This is a genomic window from Velocimicrobium porci, from assembly GCF_009696045.1.
In the GTDB taxonomy this organism is placed as follows: domain Bacteria; phylum Bacillota; class Clostridia; order Lachnospirales; family Lachnospiraceae; genus Velocimicrobium; species Velocimicrobium porci.
Genome location: NZ_VUMT01000006.1, coordinates 42,750 through 63,245 on the forward strand (window position 1 = coordinate 42,750; position 20,496 = coordinate 63,245).

General features: G+C 34.5%; 20 protein-coding genes and 1 tRNA gene. 19 read left to right on the forward strand and 2 right to left on the reverse strand.

Annotated elements, in window-relative coordinates; genetic code table 11:
* Positions 1-10 precede the first annotated feature (10 nt).
* The 5 genes from FYJ58_RS05435 to FYJ58_RS05455 all read left to right on the forward strand — a co-directional run bounded on the left by FYJ58_RS05435 (position 11) and on the right by FYJ58_RS05455 (position 7,434).
* The gene (locus FYJ58_RS05435; protein WP_154518416.1) at positions 11-2,443 is read left to right on the forward strand and encodes a U32 family peptidase; all 2,433 of its coding nucleotides are present in this window, start codon (positions 11-13) and stop codon (positions 2,441-2,443) included.
* Between the two features lie 8 nt (positions 2,444-2,451).
* Complete coding sequence (locus tag FYJ58_RS05440; protein ID WP_154518419.1) at positions 2,452-3,840, forward strand: FtsW/RodA/SpoVE family cell cycle protein; 1,389 nt, start codon at positions 2,452-2,454, stop codon at positions 3,838-3,840.
* Positions 3,782-5,245, forward strand: coding sequence for a peptidoglycan D,D-transpeptidase FtsI family protein (locus tag FYJ58_RS05445; RefSeq protein WP_154518422.1), 1,464 nt, complete (start codon positions 3,782-3,784; stop codon positions 5,243-5,245). The genes FYJ58_RS05440 and FYJ58_RS05445 overlap by 59 nt, the downstream gene beginning before the upstream one ends.
* A gap of 130 nt (positions 5,246-5,375) precedes the next feature.
* Complete coding sequence (locus FYJ58_RS05450) at positions 5,376-5,828, forward strand: NUDIX hydrolase (protein WP_154518425.1); 453 nt, start codon at positions 5,376-5,378, stop codon at positions 5,826-5,828.
* Positions 5,829-6,036: 208 nt separating this feature from the next.
* Entirely contained in the window at positions 6,037-7,434 is a 1,398-nt protein-coding gene (locus tag FYJ58_RS05455; RefSeq protein WP_154518428.1) for an NAD(P)/FAD-dependent oxidoreductase, read from the forward strand.
* A gap of 81 nt (positions 7,435-7,515) precedes the next feature.
* Here FYJ58_RS05455 and FYJ58_RS05460 read toward each other — a convergent pair whose 3' ends face one another.
* Complete coding sequence (locus FYJ58_RS05460; protein WP_154518431.1) at positions 7,516-8,037, reverse strand: peptidylprolyl isomerase; 522 nt, start codon at positions 8,035-8,037, stop codon at positions 7,516-7,518.
* Between the two features lie 194 nt (positions 8,038-8,231).
* On the opposite strand from FYJ58_RS05460, the gene trxA reads away from it, so the two are divergent.
* The 14 genes from trxA (at position 8,232) to FYJ58_RS05530 (ending at position 18,816) form a co-directional block, all read left to right on the forward strand.
* A complete protein-coding gene (gene trxA / locus FYJ58_RS05465) occupies positions 8,232-8,546 on the forward strand; it encodes a thioredoxin (protein WP_154518434.1) in 315 nt (104 codons plus the stop codon).
* Positions 8,547-8,549: 3 nt separating this feature from the next.
* Positions 8,550-8,750 (forward strand): ATP-binding protein, encoded by a 201-nt coding sequence (locus FYJ58_RS05470; RefSeq protein WP_154518436.1) that lies wholly within the window; start codon positions 8,550-8,552, stop codon positions 8,748-8,750.
* Complete coding sequence (locus tag FYJ58_RS05475) at positions 8,747-9,334, forward strand: 4Fe-4S binding protein (RefSeq protein WP_154518439.1); 588 nt, start codon at positions 8,747-8,749, stop codon at positions 9,332-9,334. Before FYJ58_RS05470 ends, FYJ58_RS05475 begins: the two co-directional genes overlap by 4 nt.
* Before the next feature lie 109 nt (positions 9,335-9,443).
* The gene (locus FYJ58_RS05480; protein ID WP_154518442.1) at positions 9,444-10,136 is read left to right on the forward strand and encodes a Crp/Fnr family transcriptional regulator; all 693 of its coding nucleotides are present in this window, start codon (positions 9,444-9,446) and stop codon (positions 10,134-10,136) included.
* A gap of 109 nt (positions 10,137-10,245) precedes the next feature.
* Positions 10,246-10,317, forward strand: a tRNA-Glu gene (locus tag FYJ58_RS05485).
* Positions 10,318-10,537: 220 nt separating this feature from the next.
* Positions 10,538-11,032 carry a ribosome maturation factor RimP gene (gene rimP, locus FYJ58_RS05490; RefSeq protein ID WP_154518445.1) on the forward strand — a complete coding sequence of 165 codons (495 nt, stop codon included), beginning with the start codon at positions 10,538-10,540 and terminating at the stop codon, positions 11,030-11,032.
* A gap of 140 nt (positions 11,033-11,172) precedes the next feature.
* Positions 11,173-12,306 (forward strand): transcription termination factor NusA, encoded by a 1,134-nt coding sequence (gene nusA, locus FYJ58_RS05495; RefSeq protein WP_154518448.1) that lies wholly within the window; start codon positions 11,173-11,175, stop codon positions 12,304-12,306.
* Positions 12,307-12,374: 68 nt separating this feature from the next.
* The gene (gene rnpM, locus FYJ58_RS05500; RefSeq protein WP_154518451.1) at positions 12,375-12,647 is read left to right on the forward strand and encodes an RNase P modulator RnpM; all 273 of its coding nucleotides are present in this window, start codon (positions 12,375-12,377) and stop codon (positions 12,645-12,647) included.
* Positions 12,637-12,939 (forward strand): L7Ae/L30e/S12e/Gadd45 family ribosomal protein, encoded by a 303-nt coding sequence (locus FYJ58_RS05505; protein ID WP_154518454.1) that lies wholly within the window; start codon positions 12,637-12,639, stop codon positions 12,937-12,939. The genes rnpM and FYJ58_RS05505 overlap by 11 nt, the downstream gene beginning before the upstream one ends.
* A gap of 12 nt (positions 12,940-12,951) precedes the next feature.
* Positions 12,952-15,549 (forward strand): translation initiation factor IF-2, encoded by a 2,598-nt coding sequence (gene infB, locus FYJ58_RS05510; protein ID WP_154518457.1) that lies wholly within the window; start codon positions 12,952-12,954, stop codon positions 15,547-15,549.
* A gap of 30 nt (positions 15,550-15,579) precedes the next feature.
* Positions 15,580-15,966, forward strand: coding sequence for a 30S ribosome-binding factor RbfA (rbfA, locus tag FYJ58_RS05515; protein WP_154518460.1), 387 nt, complete (start codon positions 15,580-15,582; stop codon positions 15,964-15,966).
* Positions 15,959-16,939, forward strand: coding sequence for a DHH family phosphoesterase (locus tag FYJ58_RS05520; protein ID WP_154518463.1), 981 nt, complete (start codon positions 15,959-15,961; stop codon positions 16,937-16,939). Before rbfA ends, FYJ58_RS05520 begins: the two co-directional genes overlap by 8 nt.
* Positions 16,939-17,871: a tRNA pseudouridine(55) synthase TruB gene (truB, locus tag FYJ58_RS05525; RefSeq protein ID WP_154518465.1), complete on the forward strand. Its 933-nt coding sequence runs from the start codon at positions 16,939-16,941 to the stop codon at positions 17,869-17,871. Before FYJ58_RS05520 ends, truB begins: the two co-directional genes overlap by 1 nt.
* Positions 17,872-17,901: 30 nt before the next feature.
* Positions 17,902-18,816 carry a bifunctional riboflavin kinase/FAD synthetase gene (locus tag FYJ58_RS05530; RefSeq protein ID WP_154518468.1) on the forward strand — a complete coding sequence of 305 codons (915 nt, stop codon included), beginning with the start codon at positions 17,902-17,904 and terminating at the stop codon, positions 18,814-18,816.
* 102 nt (positions 18,817-18,918) lie between these two features.
* Here FYJ58_RS05530 and pdxR read toward each other — a convergent pair whose 3' ends face one another.
* Positions 18,919-20,307, reverse strand: a complete 1,389-nt coding sequence (gene pdxR, locus FYJ58_RS05535; RefSeq protein ID WP_154518471.1) for a MocR-like pyridoxine biosynthesis transcription factor PdxR — start codon at positions 20,305-20,307, stop codon at positions 18,919-18,921.
* Positions 20,308-20,496: the final 189 nt, after the last annotated feature.

Genomic DNA, 20,496 nt, shown 5'->3' on the forward strand with positions numbered 1-20,496 from the left:
GGAGTTATATATGGAAAATAAGAACCAAAATGTGGAAATACTTGCGCCAGCAGGCTCTTATGAGAGCTTAAAGGCAGCTGTAAACGCAGGATGTGACGCGGTTTATATTGGAGGAAGCCGTTTTGGAGCAAGAGCATTTGCAAACAATTTAGATGAAGAAACTATGCTAGAGGCAATTGATTATATTCATGTTCATAATAAAAAGATTTATATGACGGTTAATACGTTGCTGAAAGAAAAGGAGCTTGAGGAGGAGTTATATGATTATCTGCTTCCATTTTATAAAGCGGGATTGGATGCAGTCATTGTACAAGATTTAGGTGTACTGCATTTTATTCATGAACATTTTCCTGATCTTCCAATTCATGCAAGTACGCAGATGACGTTAACTGGTTCTTATGGGATTCATTTGTTAGAAGGAATGGGAGTTACAAGACTTGTTCCTGCAAGAGAACTCTCTTTAGAAGAAATTAAGGATTTGAGGGCAAATACAACCATGGAGATTGAAACTTTTGTCCATGGAGCGTTATGCTATTGTTATTCAGGACAATGTCTGCTTAGTAGCATGATAGGGGGAAGAAGTGGGAACAGAGGAAGATGTGCACAGCCTTGCCGGATGGTCTATGGTTTGGATGGTGAAAAGAAAAAGAACCCTTATAAGTTAAGTCCAAAAGATATTTGTACATTAGACATTATTCCTGAGTTAATAGAAGCCGGGATTGATTCTTTTAAAATTGAAGGGAGAATGAAGCGACCGGAATATACAGCATATACATCCTATCTTTATCGAAAATATACGGATTTATACTTAAGCCTTGGTGCTTTGGGGTATGAGGAATATAAGAAAGCCCATAAAAAAGAACAGGAAAAAGAAAGAAAAAATCTTATGGATCTCTATAACCGTGGCAGTTTTACAACCGGATATTATACCCAATATCACGGAGAAAACATGATGTCTATGAGTCGTCCAAACCACAATGGGGTCTTAGTTGGAACGGTAAAAAATGTGAAAGGAACAAAAGCAACCTTTACCTTAAATGAGGATATTTCTGGACAAGATGTGTTAGAGTTTAGGAATAAAGATGGAGTATCATTGTATGATTATACAGTAAAAAATGATATCGTTTCCGGTTCTGTTGTTACGGCTCCATTTAAGGCAGGATGTAAAATCGAAAAAGGTAATTTGGTATATCGTACAAAAAATCAAAAATTACTTCATTCGATAGAGGAAAAATGGATAACAACTGACAGAAAAGTTCCGATTCGTGGCATTGTTGTTGCGAGAGTGGCAAACCCATTTCAATTAATTCTAGCCTATGGTCAAGGGGAAAATAAAATTGTGGTTGATTTAAAAGGAGATATTGTAGATACCGCTGTACGCCAGCCGGTAACGAAAGAGAAACTATCTGCACTTGTCAATCAAATTTCGGATACAAAATATAAATTTACGCATTTGGAAGTAGAGATGGAAGAGGATATTTTTATTCCCGTAGGAAAAGTGAAAATGCTTCGCCGGCAGGCTCTTGAACAATTAGAACAAAAGATATTGGAATACTATAGACGGAATGAACCTAAAGCAAGAACAAGAGATACGAAAGTGCAAATTACAGATAAGACGAAGGAAGAGCGAAAAGAGAAAAATACATTTTTTGTTGTAATTTCTAGAAAGGATCAGCTAGAACCTGTATTAAAACAGGCGGAGATTAAACGAGTTGGTTTAGAAGTGGATCTGTTATCTCAAAAAGAGGCAGAGAATATGGCAAAGGAGATAAAAGAAGCAGGAAAAGAATGTTTTCTTGCACTTCCACGGATTTATCGAAAAGGAAAAAGTGATGATTTTGTGTCTTATGAAAATGAAAATACAGACGGATATCTGGTTCGAAGTATGGAGCAGATAGGATTTTTAAAGAGTCGGAAGACAGACAAAATTATGATGCTTGACTTTAATCTTTATACAATGAATCGTGAGGCAAAAAAGTTTTATCATGAACTGGAAATTGATGAATATACTACAAGTGTAGAATTAAATTATAAAGAAATAAAAGAAACCGGAACAGAAAATTCAGCAGTCCTTGTGTATGGTCATATTCCACTTATGGTAACAGCCCAGTGTCTGTTAAAAAATCAGGGAATTTGTGAAAAAAATTTGAAACAGAAAGCATTTCATACGTTGACAGACCGGGTAGGAAAACAATATTTTGTGTTAAATCATTGCAAGCATTGCTATAATGTCATTTATGATGGAACGCCACTTTCTTTATTGGAAGAAAGTGAAATGATAAAAAAATGGGAGCTATCTTTTTTGCGCTTAGATTTTACAATAGAAGGGAAAGAAGAAACGGAATTAATTTTGAAGTATTTCGTTGAAGCATTTCGTTATAATAAAAAGACCGAGAAATTAGAGAAGACAACAAAAGGACATTTCTATCAGGGAATTGAGTAGGTGAAAAATTGGAAAATCTCGTAATACAATTATCAAAATATGTTATAATTATTTTATTTACAATTTATACGTTATATTGTTTTACCGTGTTTCGCAGTACCAATAAAGAAAGACAAAAGCGTATCTTTAAAAAACAGAGGAAGCTGATGTATTTTATCCATTTTATTTGTCATTTTTTATTGTTTTTAAACACAAAAGATACAAAATTAGTTGGGCTTTACCTCATTGAATTGATTTTCTTTGTAGCTGCATGGAAAATATATAATCTTGTATACCGCAACATGTCAAAGCATGTGTTTAATAATATGATGATGCTTATGGCAGTTAGTTTTGTCATGCTTGCAAGACTGGATTATGATTTTGCAAAACGACAATTTCTTATGGTATGTGCAGGAATGGGACTTTGTCTGATTGTTCCATTTATTATTGATAAATTTAAATATTTGGACAAGCTTGGATGGGTTTATGCAGGAATTGGAATTGTGTGCCTTTTATCTGTATTTGTTCCGGGAGTAGGCGCAGAAAAGTATGGTGCTGTCAACTGGATTTCAATCGGACCAATTTCACTACAGCCGTCGGAATTTGTAAAAATTATATTTGTATTTTTTATTGCAGCATTGCTTGCATATACAGATGAGTTTAAGGATATTGTAAAAATAACGATTGTGGCAGCCATTTATGTACTAATATTAGTTGCAGAGAAAGATTTAGGTGGTGCCTTAATCTTTTTCATCACTTATTTAGCAGTACTTTACGTGTCAACGGCCCAGCCATTTTATTTAATTAGCGGGTTGCTCAGTGGTTCAGTAGCTTCTGTCGTGGCTTATAAATTATTTGCACATGTCAGAGTAAGGGTTCATGCCTGGCGTGATCCGTTTAGCGATATCAATGGTGGTGGTTATCAGCTTGCAAGTTCTTTGTTTGCAATCGGAACAGGCGGGTGGTTTGGTATGGGACTTGGAAAAGGCTTACCGACAAGTATTCCCGTAAAAGAAAGCGATTTTATTTTTGCAGCTATTTCAGAAGAAATGGGTGGTATTTTTGCGATATGTATGATACTAATTTATATCAGTTGTTTTATTATGTTTATTAATATAGCGATGAAGATGAAAAAGAAATTTTATAAACTGACAGCAATGGGACTTAGTGTTATATTTATTTTTCAGGTATTTCTAAACATTGGCGGTGTTACAAAATTTATTCCATCGACAGGTGTCACATTGCCGTTAGTCAGCTATGGTGGAAGCTCTATTCTGAGTACAATTTTATTATTTAGCATTATTCAGGGAATGTATGTATTGAATCAAGATGAGGGCAGAAAGGTTGAAAAGGGTAAGAATGAAGAGATTGATAAACAGAAAAAGCGAAAAGGACGCAGACATTCAAAAGAAGCCTAAGAAAAAAAGTACAAATCGGGAAATTCTTGTTATGACATACTTATTTGTCGGGATTTTTGTGTTTTTAATTGGAAAATTTGTATATTTTATTGTGGCGGAAAGCCCTAATATTATTAACAGTACTTATAATAAACGCCAGGATTTACTGGCAGAGAGGGTTGTCCGAGGAAAAATTTTAGGAAGCAAGGGTGAAATTCTGGCAGAAACAGTAACCGATGCTAATGGGACAGAAACGAGGAACTATCCGTATAACAATATTTTTTGTCATGCAGTAGGGCGTTTTACAAATGGAAAGACAGGAATTGAACAGCTAGAAAATATTAATCTTTTGACTTCCGGAGAAAATCCGCTTGTTGCAATTGTAAAAGAATTACGCGGAGAGAAGAACAAAGGAGATAATGCTGTAACGACCTTTGATGTTGCTTTGCAAAAAACTGCCTATGAAGCACTTGGTAATCGGAGAGGTGCTGTTGTAGCACTGGAGCCGTCGACAGGAAAAGTTTTGGCAATGGTGTCAAAACCGGATTATAATCCTAACACTGCCAGTGCAAACTGGGATTCTCTGATTGAAGATTCTGATAAAAATTCTGCACTTGTAAATCGTGCCACACAGGGACTTTATCCGCCCGGTTCAACGTTTAAAATATTAACAGCACTGGAGTATATGATAGAAAATAAAAATTATCAGGATTATCAATATGCTTGTAATGGAAAAGATACATTTGGAAATGTTGTAATTAATTGTTATGGAAATAAAAATCATGGTACAGAAGATTTAAGAAAATCGTTTGCAAAATCCTGTAACGGGTCTTTTGCCAATATTGGAATGAATTTAAATCTTAAATCATACCGAAACTTGTGTGAAACATTTTTATTTAACCAAAAACTTCCGACCGATTTTATTACAAATAATAGTAGCTTTACGTTAAAGAAATCTTCTGACAAATCAGAAGTACCACAGACTGCGATTGGACAGGGAAATACGCAAATTACACCACTTCATAATGCACTTATTACTGCGACAATTGCAAATAACGGGGTAATGATGAAACCTTATCTTGTCGATCGTTTGGAAACTTATAATAAAGATATCGTGAAACAATATGAGCCAGAGGAATATGGAAAAATTATTTCAGAAACACAAGCAAAGGAAGTACAGGAATTAATGCATGCAGTTGTAACGGAAGGAACGGCAACAAGTTTAAGTGGATTATCCTATGCCTGTGCGGGAAAAACGGGTTCAGCTGAATATGATTCGAATAAATCTTCTCATGGATGGTTCGTAGGATATGCACCTTATGATAATCCGAAAATTGTTGTAAGTGTTATTGTAGAAGATGGAGGAACTGGAAGTGAATCTGCGGTTCCAATTGCTAAGCGATTATTTCAGTCATATTTAGGTTAAAATAGAAAAGGAATGATTAGATTCCACTATTGCAATGTTATACAAAAACGTGTATACTGTTTACAGGTTTAGAAAACACACCAGACCATTTGTTTGAATAAAATAGATGGGAGAAACAGGAGGCATTGCGATGATAGAAGCAACGAGCTGTGGCGGTGTGGTTATATTCAGAGGAAAAGTCTTGCTACTGTATAAAAATTATAAAAATAAATATGAAGGATGGGTTCTTCCAAAAGGAACTGTGGAAGAAGGGGAAGAATTTAAAGAAACGGCACTGCGAGAGGTAAAAGAAGAAACAAGTGTCAGTGCGTCCATCATAAAATATGTGGGAAAGAGTCAATACACATTTAATACTCCTACAGATACAGTAATAAAAGACGTTCACTGGTATTTGATGATGTCAGACAGCTATTATAGTAAACCACAACGTGAAGAATATTTTATGGATTCAGGTTATTATAAGTTTCATGAGGCATATCATTTACTTAAGTTTTCCAACGAAAAACAGATTTTAGAGAAAGCTTATAATGAATATGTGGATTTGAAGAAGAGTAATCTTTGGGGGAATCGAAAATATTTTTAAAAAAAGAGTTGCTATATGGATTTGTATAGCAGCTCTTTTTTTATATTTTACTTGACAACTAAGAATCATCTATTATAGAATGTAGCACGGGACAAACATTAAAAATGGTTGAAAGTTTCTACCGACTGCCTATCACTTAGCGAATCGTTCCCCGGAAGGAGAAATAAAAAAGCTTTGGTATGGCAGTTTTTTTAAGGAGGTAATTCATATGAAATGTGATGTTGTAATTGTAGGTGCAGGTCCTGCTGGAATATTTACTGCGTTAGAAATGATTCGGAATGATAGTAAAAAAAAGATTGTAATGGTGGAAAAAGGAAGAGCCATTGAAGACAGACGATGTCCAAAGAATGTGACAAAGAAATGTGTGAATTGTAAACCATCGTGTCATATTACAACTGGATTTTCTGGAGCAGGAGCTTTTTCTGATGGTAAATTGTCTTTAAGCTATGAAGTAGGAGGAGAGCTTCCAGAATTAATTGGTGCAGATTATGCTCAAGAATTAATTGATTATACAGATAAAATATATTTAGAGTTTGGTGCTGATACAAAAGTAGAAGGAATCAGTAATGATGATAAAGTAAAAGAAATTCGTAAACGTGCAATTCAGGCGGGACTTAAGTTGGTAGACTGCCCAATTCGTCATTTAGGAACAGAAAAGGCACAAGAAATTTACATGGCAATTGAACATTATTTAATTGACCATGGAGTTGAGATGATTTTTGGCTACCAGTGTCATGATATTATTTTAGAAGAAGATGCTTGTAAAGGTATTATAATTGAATGTTGTTCTGATACAAGAAAAACAGAAGAGATATTTGCGGATGATATTGTTATTGCGACTGGAAGAAGGGGTGCTGATTGGCTGGAGCGAATGTGTGCAAAACACAATATTGCTCATAGACCGGGAACCGTTGATATTGGTGTTCGTGTTGAAGTACGCAATGAAATTATGGAGGAAGTAAATAATGTATTATACGAGTCAAAACTAATCGGATATCCAAGTCCGTTTAAGAATAAAGTTCGGACATTTTGTCAGAACCCTGGTGGATTTGTAAGTCAGGAAAATTATGATAATGATCTTGCAGTTGTAAATGGTCATTCTTATAAAGACTTGAAATCAAATAATACAAATCTTGCTATTTTGTGTTCACATAATTTCACAGAACCATTTAATCAGCCGATTGAGTATGCTCAAAAAGTTGGAGAGCTTACCAATATGCTTGGTGCAGGAAGCATTATGGTTCAGCGTTATGGCGATATTCTTGACGGTAAGAGAACGTGGCAGAAAGAATTAAGTCAATCGAATGTAAAGCCAACTTTAGTTGATGCAATTGCTGGTGATATTACATCTGCGATGCCTTATCGTGCGATGACTAATATTATTAACTTTATCCAGGCGGTCGATCATGTAGTTCCCGGATTTGCAGGGATTGAAACGCTATTATATTCGCCAGAATTAAAATTTTACAGTAATCGTGTAAAAATGGATGAAAAATTGACAACGAATATCGAAAATTTATTCTGTCTTGGCGACTCCAGTGGATGGACAAGAGGTCTTATGATGGCTTCTGTAATGGGAGTAATTATGGGAAAACGTTTGGCATAGGTAGAAATTTATAAGATATAAAAAAGAACGGCTATGAAATTAAAATTTTTCATAGTCGTTCCTTTTTTCATATGTGTTTTTTTAGTAAGTAATTGGTTCTTCGTAATCAGTACCAAATGTTTCAACGGATACATTTTTCATAACCTGCTTTGTAAGTGGTCTGTCGGAGTAATCGGTATCTGTTTCTGCAATAGCATTTACGATATCCATTCCGCTGATTACTTTTCCAAAAGCGGCATAAGCACCGTCTAAATGAGGTGCATTTTTGTGCATGATAAAAAATTGAGAACCGGCAGAGTTTGGCATTTGAGAACGTGCCATAGAAATAACACCTTCCGTATGGTTTAAATTGTTTTCAAAACCGTTCATTGCAAATTCACCTTTAATTGAATAGCCGGGACCACCCATGCCAGTTCCATCAGGACATCCGCCCTGAATCATAAAACCATTGATAACACGGTGAAAAATAAGACCGTTATAAAAGCCCTTTTTTACGAGTGAAATAAAGTTATTTACTGTATTAGGGGCAATTTCAGGGTATAATTCGATTTCAATTTTATTGGAGTTTTCCATTTCAATTGTGACAATAGGATTTTTTTCCATACTTTTATCTTCCTTTCATGATACATTTACATAGATAACATCATAAACGATTTGATGGAAAAAGTAAAGATGGGCATTTTAAATTGACTTGTTATGTGACTTAGTTACAGAATTAGAAAATAAAATTTTATATACTTATTTCACTTTTAAAAATAAAAACAAAATAGCAATGAATTTTAAAGGAGGAAAAAATTATGGCAATTCAATTAACAATGGAAAACTGGAAGAAAGAGGTCATGGAATCAGAAAAACCTGTTTTAGTAGATTTTTGGGCATCTTGGTGCAATCCATGCAGAATGCTTTCACCTGTTATTGATGAAATTGCAAAAGAAGCAGGTGGGGAGTATAAAGTTGGAAAAGTAAATGTGGATGAACAACCGGAATTAGCCGGTCAGTTTAAGATTATGAGCATTCCAACACTGATTGTTTTTAAAAATGGAACCGTGATTGAAAAATCAATCGGTGTAAAAGGAAAAGAAGAAATTCTTTGTATGGTAAAAGGAAAGTAGCATATGAAAAAAATAAAGAGACAGGCAGTTAGCAATAAATCAGAATGTGTTGCGTGTGGAGTATGTGCACTGGAATGTAAAAGACAAGCAATTCAAATTTTTAAAGGCTGTTATGCGATAGTTGATACTTCCCTCTGTGTGGGTTGCGGAATGTGTGAAAAAAACTGCCCTGCAGGAGCAATTGAAATGGAGGTAATTGAATGAAACAAAAAAAGAAATGGAGCGATTATCTTTGGATTGTGAGTGCACTCTATTTAGTGTTGGGCTTTTTTAATATTATGTTTGCATGGATTGGACTTTTATGTTTTTTTATTCCTTTACTGATTGCAATATTTGGTGGCAGTAAGGCATATTGTAATCGGTATTGTGGAAGAGGACAATTATTATATCTTTTAGGAAAACGATTTAAACTTTCAAAACAGAGAAACACTCCAAGATGGATGAAAAGTAAATGGTTTCGTTATGGATTTCTTCTTTTCTTTCTTACGATGTTTGGAACTATGTTATATACAACTTATCTTGTGTTTTCAGAGACAAGAGGGTTAAGACAGGTTGTAAAATTGTTTTGGACATTTCAATTACCTTGGAATTTTGCCTATCATGGAAGTACACCGCTATGGGCAGCACAATTTGCATTTGGTTTTTACAGTTTGATGTTAACATCAACTTTATTAGGGAGCATCACTATGTTTTTGTTTAAGCCACGCTCATGGTGTGTCTATTGCCCGATGGGGACAATGACGCAATGTATATGCAAAGTAAAAAATAGCCGTGAAATCAAGGAATAATTGGTTTCACGGCTATTGACATTTGGGAAACTGATATTAAAATAGATTCTAGAATTTTTTTGTTTAAAGCATTATAATAGGAGAAAAAGGACAGATATGGAAACAAGATATGAATAATAAAAATGAGATGGAAAAATATTTTGAAGAAACCTTATCGTTTTGGAAACATTTAAATAAAGAGGAAAAAAGTAAGCTTTTGAATGAAAGCAGAATAAATTCTTTTTTAACAGGTGAAAGCATTTATGCTGGTCAAACGAATTGTGCAGGGCTGTTTCTAATTAAAACAGGGCAGGTAAGAGCTTATATTATTTCGGAAACGGGAAAGGAAATTACATTGTATCGGTTATTTGATCGGGATGTATGTATTTTCTCTGCTTCTTGTATGATGAAAAACATAAACTTTGATATATTTGTAGAAGCGGAAAAAGAAACCGAAGCTTATTTAATACCAATAGGAGCTTATAATCAACTATTAAAAGATTCGGTTGAAGTTTCTGAATTTACCAATCAATTACTTGCATCAAGATTTTCTGATGTTATGTGGGTAATGGAGCAGGTGCTTTTTATGAGTTTTGACAAACGGCTTGCAATTTTCTTACTTGAACAGGCAGCAATTGAGGAAAATGATACTTTTTACATGACACAGGATACGATAGCAAAGCATCTTGGTTCTGCAAGGGAAGTTGTATCAAGAATGCTCAAATATTTTTCAGAAGAGGGTTATGTTAAGGTGGCAAGAGGAAAGATTACTATATTAGATCAGAAAAAATTGATCGAATTAGCAAATGAGAGCAATAAATAATAGAAGAAATGGAATGACTAAAAAAAAATAAATTTTTTTGAAAAAAACACTTGCAAAATGTTAAAAAGTGTTGTATTATATATCTTGTCGTTGCGAAACAATAAGATATGGCCTGTTGGTCAAGCGGTCAAGACGCCGCCCTCTCACGGCGGAAACAGGGGTTCGATTCCCCTACAGGCTGTTTTTACTACTCAGAATTTATTTGGATAGATTCTGAGTTTTTTCTTTACAGTAAAATCTATTTTGCTATAAATTTTGTAAAAATAGGAAGAAAGGCTTGCAATTGCAAGAAAGTAGTGTTACACTAGAACAGAAAGATGATACTCGTAGACTAGAAAGAGTGGACGTAAGTCCACTCTTTATGTTTGTGAGCAAATGGATAGGAAGAAATGAGGTATGAAATGAGTAAAAGCAAAGATTATGAAGAAAGAACAGAGAAACTCTTAGAGCCAATTATGGAGGCAAACCATTTTGAATTAGTTGATGTGGAATATGTAAAAGAAGGCGGTAATTGGTTCTTACGTGCTTATGTCGATAAAGAAGGCGGCATTACAATTGATGATTGTGAATTAGTAAGCAGAGAACTCAGTGATTTACTTGATAAAGAAGACTACATTTCGGAAAGCTATATTTTAGAAGTAAGTTCTCCCGGTTTGGGACGGCAGTTGAAAAAAGAGAAAGATTTTAAGCGGAGCATTGGCGAAAAGGTAGAGGTTAAATTATATAAGGCATTTCAGTATATAGATGAAAAAGGGAAAAAAGCCTCTACGAAAGAATTATGTGGAATTTTGACTGCATACGATGAAGAAAGTATTACATTAGAATTTGAAGACGAAACACAAGAAGTAATTAAGAGAAATGATATTGCAATTGTAAAATTAGCATTTGATTTTTAATAAAAAGAATAATAAAGGAAATATAAGAGCATACGGGTTGAAAGAATTATGAAAAGAAAGGATTATGTGCGTCTGCCCTTTTTTCAATCCATTTTATTGGGCAGTGTTATAAGATAATTATAATATGCATGGTATTAGAGATGAACGAAAATAAGGAACTAATCTTAGCATTAAATCAGATTGAAAAAGAAAAAGACATCAGTAAGGATGTTTTATTAGAAGCAATGGAGAATTCTTTAGTTGCTGCATGTAAAAATCATTTTGGAAAAGCAGACAATATTCATGTCAATATTAATAAAGAAACGGGTGCTGTTAATGTATATGCAGATCGTGAAATTGTAGAAGAAGTAGAAGATGAGGCAACTCAAATCAGTTTAACAGAAGCAAAGTTAAAATATCCAACTTATGGATTAGGTGAAATTGTACAAGTGGAGGTAACACCTAAGAATTTTGGACGTATTGCAGCTCAAAAGGCAAAACAAGTTGTTGTACAGAAAATTCGTGAAGAGGAAAGAAAAGTTCTTTATAACCAGTATTATGGAAAAGAAAAGGATATTGTAACAGGTATTGTTCAACGTTATCAGGGAAATAACATTAGTATTAATCTTGGTAAAGTAGATGCCGTATTAACGGAAAATGAACAGGTAAAAACAGAGCGCTTTAAACCTACTGACCGTATAAAATTATATGTAATTGAAGTAAAAGATACGACAAAAGGACCACGCATTACGGTATCCAGAACACATCCGGAGTTGGTAAAACGTTTGTTTGAGTCAGAAGTAGCAGAAGTAAAAGATGGCACCGTTGAGATTAAGAGCATTGCAAGAGAAGCAGGTTCAAGAACAAAAATGGCTGTATACACCTCCAATCCGGACGTTGACCCGGTGGGTGCATGTGTCGGCTTAAATGGTGCAAGAGTGAATGCGATTGTAAATGAGCTTCGAGGTGAAAAAATTGATATTATTAATTGGAGCGAAGACCCTGCTGTATTAATTGAAAATGCATTAAGTCCGGCGAAAGTAGTATCTGTAGAGGTAGATCCGGAAGAAAAATCAGCAAGAGTGATTGTACCTGATTATCAGTTATCACTTGCAATTGGAAAAGAAGGACAGAATGCAAGATTAGCAGCAAGATTAACAGGCTATAAAATTGACATTAAAAGTGAGTCACAGGCTTGTTCTGTTTCTGAAACAAAACAAGAGAATTTAGAAGAATCCAAAGAAGCTAATGAAATGGAACAGACAACAGAAACACAAGAGGATATGACAGAATAATTTGTTAAAAAATGAGAGCTTTTATATTCAGTAGAAAGTTAAAATATAATTAGAAAGGGAGATGACATATGACAGGAAAAAAAGTCCCTTTAAGAAAATGTATTGGGTGTGGCGAAATGAAACCGAAGAAAGAATTGATTCGTGTAATTAAAACGCCGGAAGATGAAATTGTGATTGATAAAACAAGCAAGAAAAATGGCAGAGGGGCATATATATGTAATTCTTTAGATTGTTTATCAAATGCAGTGAAAACAAAGGCATTAGAACGTTCTTTAAAAGTAGCGATACCAAAAGAAGTATATGAAACTTTAGAAAGGGAGTTGACAGAGTTTGAAACCTGATAAAGTATTATCGTATCTGGGACTTGCAACAAAGTCAGGAAATATTGCAAGTGGAGAATTCATGACGGAAAAATCGGTAAAAGAAGGAAGCGCTTGTCTGGTTATTGTAGCAGAAGATGCTTCCAATAATACGAAGAAGATGTTTATGAATATGTGCGAGTATTATCATGTGCCGCTATACTTTTATAGTGACAAAATTGGTTTGGGTCATGCAATGGGAAAAGAAACAAGAGCTTCTTTGGCTATTCTTGACCAGGGACTTTCGGATGCAGTAGAAAAACAACTGAAATAGGAGGTAGAAAGTATGGCAAAAATGAAGATATATGAAATCGCAAAGAGTTTGAATACAAAGAGCAGTGATCTTGTCAAGGCATTAAATGAGAATGGATTTGAAGTAAAGAGTCATAATAGTAATATTGAAGACGATGCCATTGCATTTGTATTAAAACATTTTGCACCAAAAAAAGAAGATACAAAAGCTTTGAAACAAAACGAAATAGAAAAAGTAGAGAGTAAAGTAACAGAAGAGGTTAGAGAGGTTAAAGTGACAGAAAAGAAAGTAGAAGAATCAAAGATAGAAGTAAAAACAGCAGAATTGACAAATGAGTCAAAACAAAAAAATGAAAATGAAAAAAAACCAGAGGAAAAAGTAAAAGAGGCTGGACGTAACAATAATCGAAATAGTACAGAACGTAATAATAACCGAAACAATAACGACCGGAATAGTAATCGAAATAAAAATAACAGCCAAAACAATAATGAGCGAAACAACAATCGGAATAATCGAAACAACACAGAACGTAATAATAACCGAAATAATAATCGCTTCAATAACAATGAACGAAAATCCCCGAATTCGGATCGGAGACAACAGGGCAATGACAGAAATAATAATAGAACTCAAAATAATAACCGGTTTGGAGGAAATAATTTTGAGCATGCTATTTCCTTTGATACACCTTCCTTTGATAAAGGAAATTCAAGAAAGAATGATTACAATAATAAAAATAGCAGAAATGATAAAAACAGAAATAATAAGAAGTACAGAAATGACAATGATATGCCATCCAAGAAAGAAAAAGATCCAAATAGAAAAGGTGCGTTTATTATGCCAAAACCAGTAGTGAAAGAACCAGAAACAGAAGATACAATTAAAACGATTACATTACCAGAAACAATGACAATTCGTGATTTAGCAGACAAGATGAAACAGCCGGCTGCGAGTGTTGTAAAGAAATTATTTTTACAGGGAAAAATGGTTTCTATCAATCAGGAAATCAGCTTTGAAGAAGCGGAAGAGATTGCACTTGAGTTTAACTGTATAGCAGAATTAGAAGAACAAGTGGATGTAATTGAGGAAATTTTAAAAGAGGATGAAGAAGATGAAAGCACACTTGAAAAACGTCCTCCGGTTGTATGTGTTATGGGACACGTTGACCATGGTAAAACCTCTTTGCTTGATGCAATTCGCCAGACAAGTGTAACAGAGAAAGAAGCAGGTGGTATCACACAGCATATCGGTGCTTATACAGTAAATGTAAATGGAGAAAAAATCACATTTTTAGATACTCCGGGACATGAGGCATTTACTTCTATGCGTATGCGTGGTGCGAAATCAACGGATATTGCGATTTTAGTTGTTGCTGCAGACGATGGTGTTATGCCTCAGACTGTAGAGGCAATCAGTCATGCTAAGGCAGCAGAAGTTGAAATTATTGTAGCAATCAATAAAATTGATAAACCGGGTGCCAATATCGAACGTGTAAAACAAGAATTATCAGAATATGAATTAATTGCAGAGGATTGGGGCGGAAGTACTGTATTTGTACCAGTATCTGCAAAAACAAAAGAAGGTTTGGACCAGCTTCTTGAAATGATTTTATTAACAGCAGAAGTTTCTGAATTAAAAGCAAATCCAAATCGTAAAGCAAGAGGTATTGTAATCGAAGCACAGCTTGATAAAGGAAGAGGACCGGTTGCTACAATTTTAGTACAAAAAGGTACTCTTCATGTTGGTGACTCGATTGTAATTGGTTCTGCACATGGTAAAGTTCGTGCGATGGTAGATGATAAAGGAAGAAGAGTAAAGGAAGCAACACCTTCTACACCTGTAGAAATTCTAGGTTTGAATGAAGTTCCGGATGCAGGTGAAATCTTTATGGCAACAGAAAACGATAAAGAAGCCCGTTCGATTGCAGAGGCATATATTAAGCAGGGAAGAGAAAAATTATTGGCAGAAACAAAATCTAAATTATCTTTAGATGGACTATTCTCACAAATTCAGGCCGGAAATATCAAAGAACTTAATCTGATTGTAAAAGCCGATGTACAGGGTTCAGTAGAAGCAGTAAAACAAAGTTTATTAAAATTAAGCAATGAAGAAGTAGCAATCCGTATTATTCATGGCGGTGTTGGTGCAATTAATGAATCGGATGTAACGTTAGCGAGTGCTTCTAACGCAATTATTATCGGATTTAATGTTCGCCCGGACCCAACTGCAAAAGATATTGCAGAAAGAGAAAAAGTAGATTTGCGTCTATATAAAGTTATTTATAACGCAATTGAAGATATTGAGGCAGCCATGAAAGGCATGCTGGATCCAGTATTTGAAGAAAAAATTATTGGTCATGCAGAGGTACGTCAGACATTCAAAGCTTCTGGTGTTGGTATGATTGCAGGTTCCTATGTATTAGATGGAAAAATTGTTCGCGGTTGTAAAGCAAGAGTTACTCGTGACGGTGAAGTTATTTTTGATGGTGATTTAGCATCATTGAAGCGTTTTAAAGATGATGTAAAAGAAGTAGCTTCTGGTTATGAGTGCGGACTTGTATTTGAAAAATTCAATGATATCAAAGAAGAAGATAAAGTAGAGCTTTATGTAATGGAAGAGGTACCAAGATAGTACACGAAAAAACAGACAGGAAGTGAAGCAATGCGTAAAAATAGTATCAAAAATACAAGAATAAATGGTGAGGTTCAAAAAGAATTAAGTAAGTTAATTGCAACTGAGATTAAAGATCCACGGATTCATCCTATGACATCCGTTGTAGCAGTAGAGGTTGCACCGGATTTAAAACATGCAAAGGTGTATATCAGTGTATTAGGCAATGAAGAAGAAAGAGAAGAAACTTATAAAGGACTAAAAAGTGCTTCGTCTTTTATGAGAAGTCAGTTAGCAAAGACAATTAATCTCCGCAATACGCCTGAGCTTACATTTATTATGGATCAATCAATCGAATATGGTGTAAATATGTCACATTTGATTGATGAGGTTAATAAAAATATCGTAGATCGAGAAAGCAGTGATTTGGATGAATAAGATATTGGAAATTATAAAAGATGAAAAATCCATTGCAATTGCCGGACATGTAAGACCAGACGGGGACTGTTTTGGTTCCTGTCTGGCAATGTACCAATATTTAAGTCAAACTTTACCGGATAGACAGATTGATGTTTATCTGGAAGAAGTTGTACCAGTCTTTGCTTTTTTAAAGGATAGTGACAAGATAAAAACAAGCGTAGAAATGGAAAAGGAAGTTCCAGAGTATGATTTATTTATTTCATTAGATTGTGGCTCGAAAGACCGGTTAGGTTTTGCGGAACCGGTTCTTGACTGTGCAAAAAAGGTAGTAAATATTGACCATCATGTCAGCAATACAAAGTTTGGAAATGAAAATCATGTAATTGGTGATTCCAGTTCTACCTGTGAAATATTATTTTCTTTGATGGAAGAAGACTTAATTACAAGAGAGATTGCAGAAGCGTTATATCTTGGCATTGTACATGATACAGGAGTATTCAGGCACTCTTGTACTTCAAGAAAAACAATGGAAATTGCAGGTTTTTTAATTGAAAAAGGAATTCCGTTTTCTAAAATAATTGATAAAACTTTTTATGAAAAAACATATGTACAAAACCAGCTTCTTGGAAGATGCCTGATGGAAAGTATAAGAATTCTTGATGGGAAAGTAATTGCTTCTTGCATTGATGAAGAAACAATGAAATTTTATGGAGCAGGAAGCAGCGATTTAGACGGAATCGTTGATCAGCTTAGAGTGACCGAAAAGGTTGAAGTTGCGATTTTTGCACATGAAACTGCATTACAGGAATATAAAGTAAGCATGCGTTCGAATGGAATTGTAAATGTGAGTAAGATTGCAACTTATTTTGGTGGCGGCGGGCACGTGAAAGCAGCAGGATGCAAAATGAAAGGCCGTTATCACGATGTTATCAATAATCTGGTTGGTCACATTGCAAATCAACTGGAGAATAGTAAAAGTGAAAGAGAATAATGATGGATGGAATTATTGTAATCTATAAAGAAAAAGGATTTACTTCTCATGATGTAGTTGCCAAACTTCGAGGCATATTAAAAATGAGAAAAATTGGTCATACAGGCACTTTGGATCCGGAAGCAGAAGGAGTTCTTCCGGTCTGCGTGGGGAAGGCAACGAAACTTTGTGATTTGCTGACCGATAAAGATAAAACTTATGAAACGGTTATGAAGTTAGGAATAAAGACAGATACGCAGGATATGACAGGGACTATATTGGAAGAGAGAAACGTGCTTTTGTCAGAACAGGAGATAAAAGAAGCTTCTCTTTCCTTTTGTGGTGAATATAGCCAAATTCCACCTATGTATTCAGCATTGAAGGTAAATGGAAAGAAATTGTATGAGCTTGCAAGGGAAGGAAAAGAAGTAGAGAGAAAAGCGAGAAAGGTTCTAATTCATGAATTGATTATAAAAAAAATTGATTTGGAAGCTTTTGAGGTAACGATGGAAGTTACTTGCTCAAAAGGAACTTATATCCGAACCTTGTGTCATGATATTGGTGAAAAACTTGGCTGCGGTGCTTGTATGAAAGAACTAAAACGGACAAGAGTGGAACGATTTCAGTTAAGCGATAGCCTGACGTTAGCTGAAGTAGAGGAAAAGATGAAAGAAGGAACCGTTGAATCTTATTTTTTACCGGTTGACACTTTGTTTTCCCAATATCCCAAATTGGTAATCAAAGAAGAAAGCTGTCGTTTTATTTATAATGGAAATTGTTTTTTAAAGAAAAATATAGATTTGAACAATTCGGAACAAAAGAATGAGATTATAAATCAGACAGAAGGAGTAGCTCAATTGTTTCGTGTATATGATTATAAAAATGTATTTGTCGGCTTATATCAGTTTGACAGAAAGAAAAATCAATACAAACCATATAAAATGTTTTTGTAGAGGAGTTATTAAAACGATAGGAGGTGAATTATGCAGTATTTAAACGATACGAAATTTCAATTGAAAAATACAGCAGTTACATTAGGAAAATTTGATGGGATACATATTGGTCATCAAAGACTGCTAAACTGTGTCAAACAGTTTAAAGAGCAGGGATTGGAAACTGTAGTATTTAGTTTTTTATTCCCTCCTTCGGTGTTATTATCGAATACAGAGCTGAATTTAATTTTTACGGAAGAAGAGAAAAAGACTCAGTTTGAAGAATTCGGAATTGACACAATTATTTCCTATCCATTTACTAGGGAGATGCTAAAAATGGAACCTGAGCAATTTATTAAAGAAATTTTAGTGAAACAATTAGATGCGAAAGCAGTGGTGGTTGGATCAGATTTTCATTTTGGACACAATCGGTGTGGGGATATTGCTTTATTAGAACGTATGTCAGAAGAATATGGCTATAAGCTGATTGTATTCGAAAAAGTAAAACTTGGAGGTTCCTGTGTCAGCAGCTCCAGAATTCGGAAGGAACTTCGCAACGGAAATATGGAGTTGGTTCAGCAAATGCTTGGACAACCATATTTTGTTACCGGTACTGTCACACATGGAAGAAAACTAGGAAGAACTTTGGGAATGCCGACCGCTAATATTGTTCCGTCTGATGAAAAATTGTTACCTCCTTATGGTGTATATGTGTCTAAGACAAAGGTGGATGGCAAAGAATTTATTGGAATCACGAATATAGGAGTAAAACCAACTGTAGGTGCTGAAGAAAAGCGGCTGGTGGAAACATTTTTATTTGATTATCATGGTAATTTATATGGGAAAGAATTGAAAGTTGATTTGTATTGTTTTGAACGTCCGGAAAAAAAGTTTGTATCAATTGAAGAACTGAAACAGCAGATGGAAAATGATGCAATATTTGGAAAACAGTATTTTGCTTCATGAAATAAAATGAAAAAGATATTGTAACAGTTATTTGTGTAACGTTACAATATCTTTTTTATATGCCTTTAGAAATGTACAAGTATAAATTTGTGTAAGATAGAATTAAAATAAATTTTCTAATAATTTTTTTATGCCATCTTTTATATCTGTTTCTGGTAAATTAGCATATCCTATTAAAAAAGTAGGTTTGTAATCGGGAGGAATAACAATAAAGTGTTCCGAAAGCCCGTAGAGTTTAATTTGATTTTGTTTGGCTTTATTTAAAATTTCTTGTTCTGATTCTTTTGTGTTAAGTTCTACAACAAGATGCAAACCTGCATTTTCTCCATAGATTCGCAACTTTGACTTATATGGCTTTAAATAAGAGAGTAGCAAATCATGTTTCATTTTATAAATTTTTCTCATACGATTGAGATGGCGTTCAAAGTAACCATTTGTAATAAATTCAGTGATAATCGCCTGGTCAATGCGAGAAACGGTACAAGAATAAAATCCGACTTTTTCTCTATATCGTTGTAATAATTTTTGGGGAAGGACAATATACCCGACACGAATTGCAGGTGCAATTGCCTTGGAAAAAGTTCCAATATAGATTACTTTTTCTTTTAAATCAATGCCCTGTAAAGAAGGAATTGGCTTTCCTTTATAACGAAATTCACTATCATGATCATCTTCAATAATGTAGTGGTCTTGATTGGAATATGCCCATTCTAATAACTCCATCCGACGTTTGATTGGCATTATAATCCCAAGTGGGTATTGGTGAGATGGTGTGACATAAGAAATATTACAATTAGTTGTATTTAATTCACTTACTTTCATACCTGATTCATCCAATGGGATTGGCGTAATCGTATAGCCGGATTCTTGAAAAATCTGATAGGCTCGTTTATAAGTAGGATTTTCCATTGCGATATTTTGATTGGGACCAAGAATAGAGGAGAGGAGTTTAAGAAGATAATCAACTCCGGCTCCTACAATGATTTGTTCTTTCGAGCAATGTACTGCACGGGACTGATGTAAATATGAGGCGATTGCATCTCGAAGAGCGTCGTCGCCTTGATTTTCCCCTAACAAAAATAAGTCCGTATCTTCTTTGAAACAGTTTTTTGAAAGCTGGCGCCATGTGTGGTATGGAAAATGGGCAAGGTCAACTGCAAATGGAGAAAAGTCATATTGATACATGGAAGAATCCAACATTGGTTTTGCATTTTTTTGATTATTTGCAGAACAAATTTGTGTTAAACATTTAATTTCATTTACAAAATATCCTCGTTTTGGAAAAGATTCGATATATCCTTCGGAAAGTAATTGACCATAAGCCATATCGACAGTATTTCTACTGACAGAAAGATGAGAAGCTAAGTTTCTTGTAGAAGGAAGTTTCGTTCCACAGCTAAGGCGACCGGTTTGAATTTCCTGTTTTAAATAATGGTATATTTGTTCATATAATGAGACAGGTGAATTGGAATCTAATAGTATTGTAAACATAATAACCTCCTGGTATGGTTTTGAAGTATCAAAATAAAGAATACGAAAAGACCAGTTTGATTTAGAATATCAAAAATTTGAAAAAAACGCAAGGAACTTTTACTAAAAGTGTAAAAAAAGTCGAATTATAGAAAAAAAGGCTTGTATCTTTTTATAAGATATATTAAAGTAGTAAATGGTGAATTTTCT

Coding starts and splice junctions, on each gene's coding strand:
- infB (WP_154518457.1), top strand. CDS start 12,952: ATGGCAAAAATGAAGATATATGAAATCGCAAAGAGTTTGAATACAAAG.
- FYJ58_RS05480 (WP_154518442.1), top strand. CDS start 9,444: ATGAATAATAAAAATGAGATGGAAAAATATTTTGAAGAAACCTTATCG.
- rimP (WP_154518445.1), top strand. CDS start 10,538: ATGAGTAAAAGCAAAGATTATGAAGAAAGAACAGAGAAACTCTTAGAG.
- FYJ58_RS05470 (WP_154518436.1), top strand. CDS start 8,550: ATGAAAAAAATAAAGAGACAGGCAGTTAGCAATAAATCAGAATGTGTT.
- FYJ58_RS05435 (WP_154518416.1), top strand. CDS start 11: ATGGAAAATAAGAACCAAAATGTGGAAATACTTGCGCCAGCAGGCTCT.
- nusA (WP_154518448.1), top strand. CDS start 11,173: ATGAACGAAAATAAGGAACTAATCTTAGCATTAAATCAGATTGAAAAA.
- truB (WP_154518465.1), top strand. CDS start 16,939: ATGATGGATGGAATTATTGTAATCTATAAAGAAAAAGGATTTACTTCT.
- FYJ58_RS05530 (WP_154518468.1), top strand. CDS start 17,902: ATGCAGTATTTAAACGATACGAAATTTCAATTGAAAAATACAGCAGTT.
- FYJ58_RS05460 (WP_154518431.1), bottom strand. CDS start 8,037: ATGGAAAAAAATCCTATTGTCACAATTGAAATGGAAAACTCCAATAAA.
- trxA (WP_154518434.1), top strand. CDS start 8,232: ATGGCAATTCAATTAACAATGGAAAACTGGAAGAAAGAGGTCATGGAA.
- pdxR (WP_154518471.1), bottom strand. CDS start 20,307: ATGTTTACAATACTATTAGATTCCAATTCACCTGTCTCATTATATGAA.
- FYJ58_RS05445 (WP_154518422.1), top strand. CDS start 3,782: ATGAAGAGATTGATAAACAGAAAAAGCGAAAAGGACGCAGACATTCAA.
- FYJ58_RS05450 (WP_154518425.1), top strand. CDS start 5,376: ATGATAGAAGCAACGAGCTGTGGCGGTGTGGTTATATTCAGAGGAAAA.
- FYJ58_RS05520 (WP_154518463.1), top strand. CDS start 15,959: ATGAATAAGATATTGGAAATTATAAAAGATGAAAAATCCATTGCAATT.
- FYJ58_RS05475 (WP_154518439.1), top strand. CDS start 8,747: ATGAAACAAAAAAAGAAATGGAGCGATTATCTTTGGATTGTGAGTGCA.
- FYJ58_RS05455 (WP_154518428.1), top strand. CDS start 6,037: ATGAAATGTGATGTTGTAATTGTAGGTGCAGGTCCTGCTGGAATATTT.
- rbfA (WP_154518460.1), top strand. CDS start 15,580: ATGCGTAAAAATAGTATCAAAAATACAAGAATAAATGGTGAGGTTCAA.
- rnpM (WP_154518451.1), top strand. CDS start 12,375: ATGACAGGAAAAAAAGTCCCTTTAAGAAAATGTATTGGGTGTGGCGAA.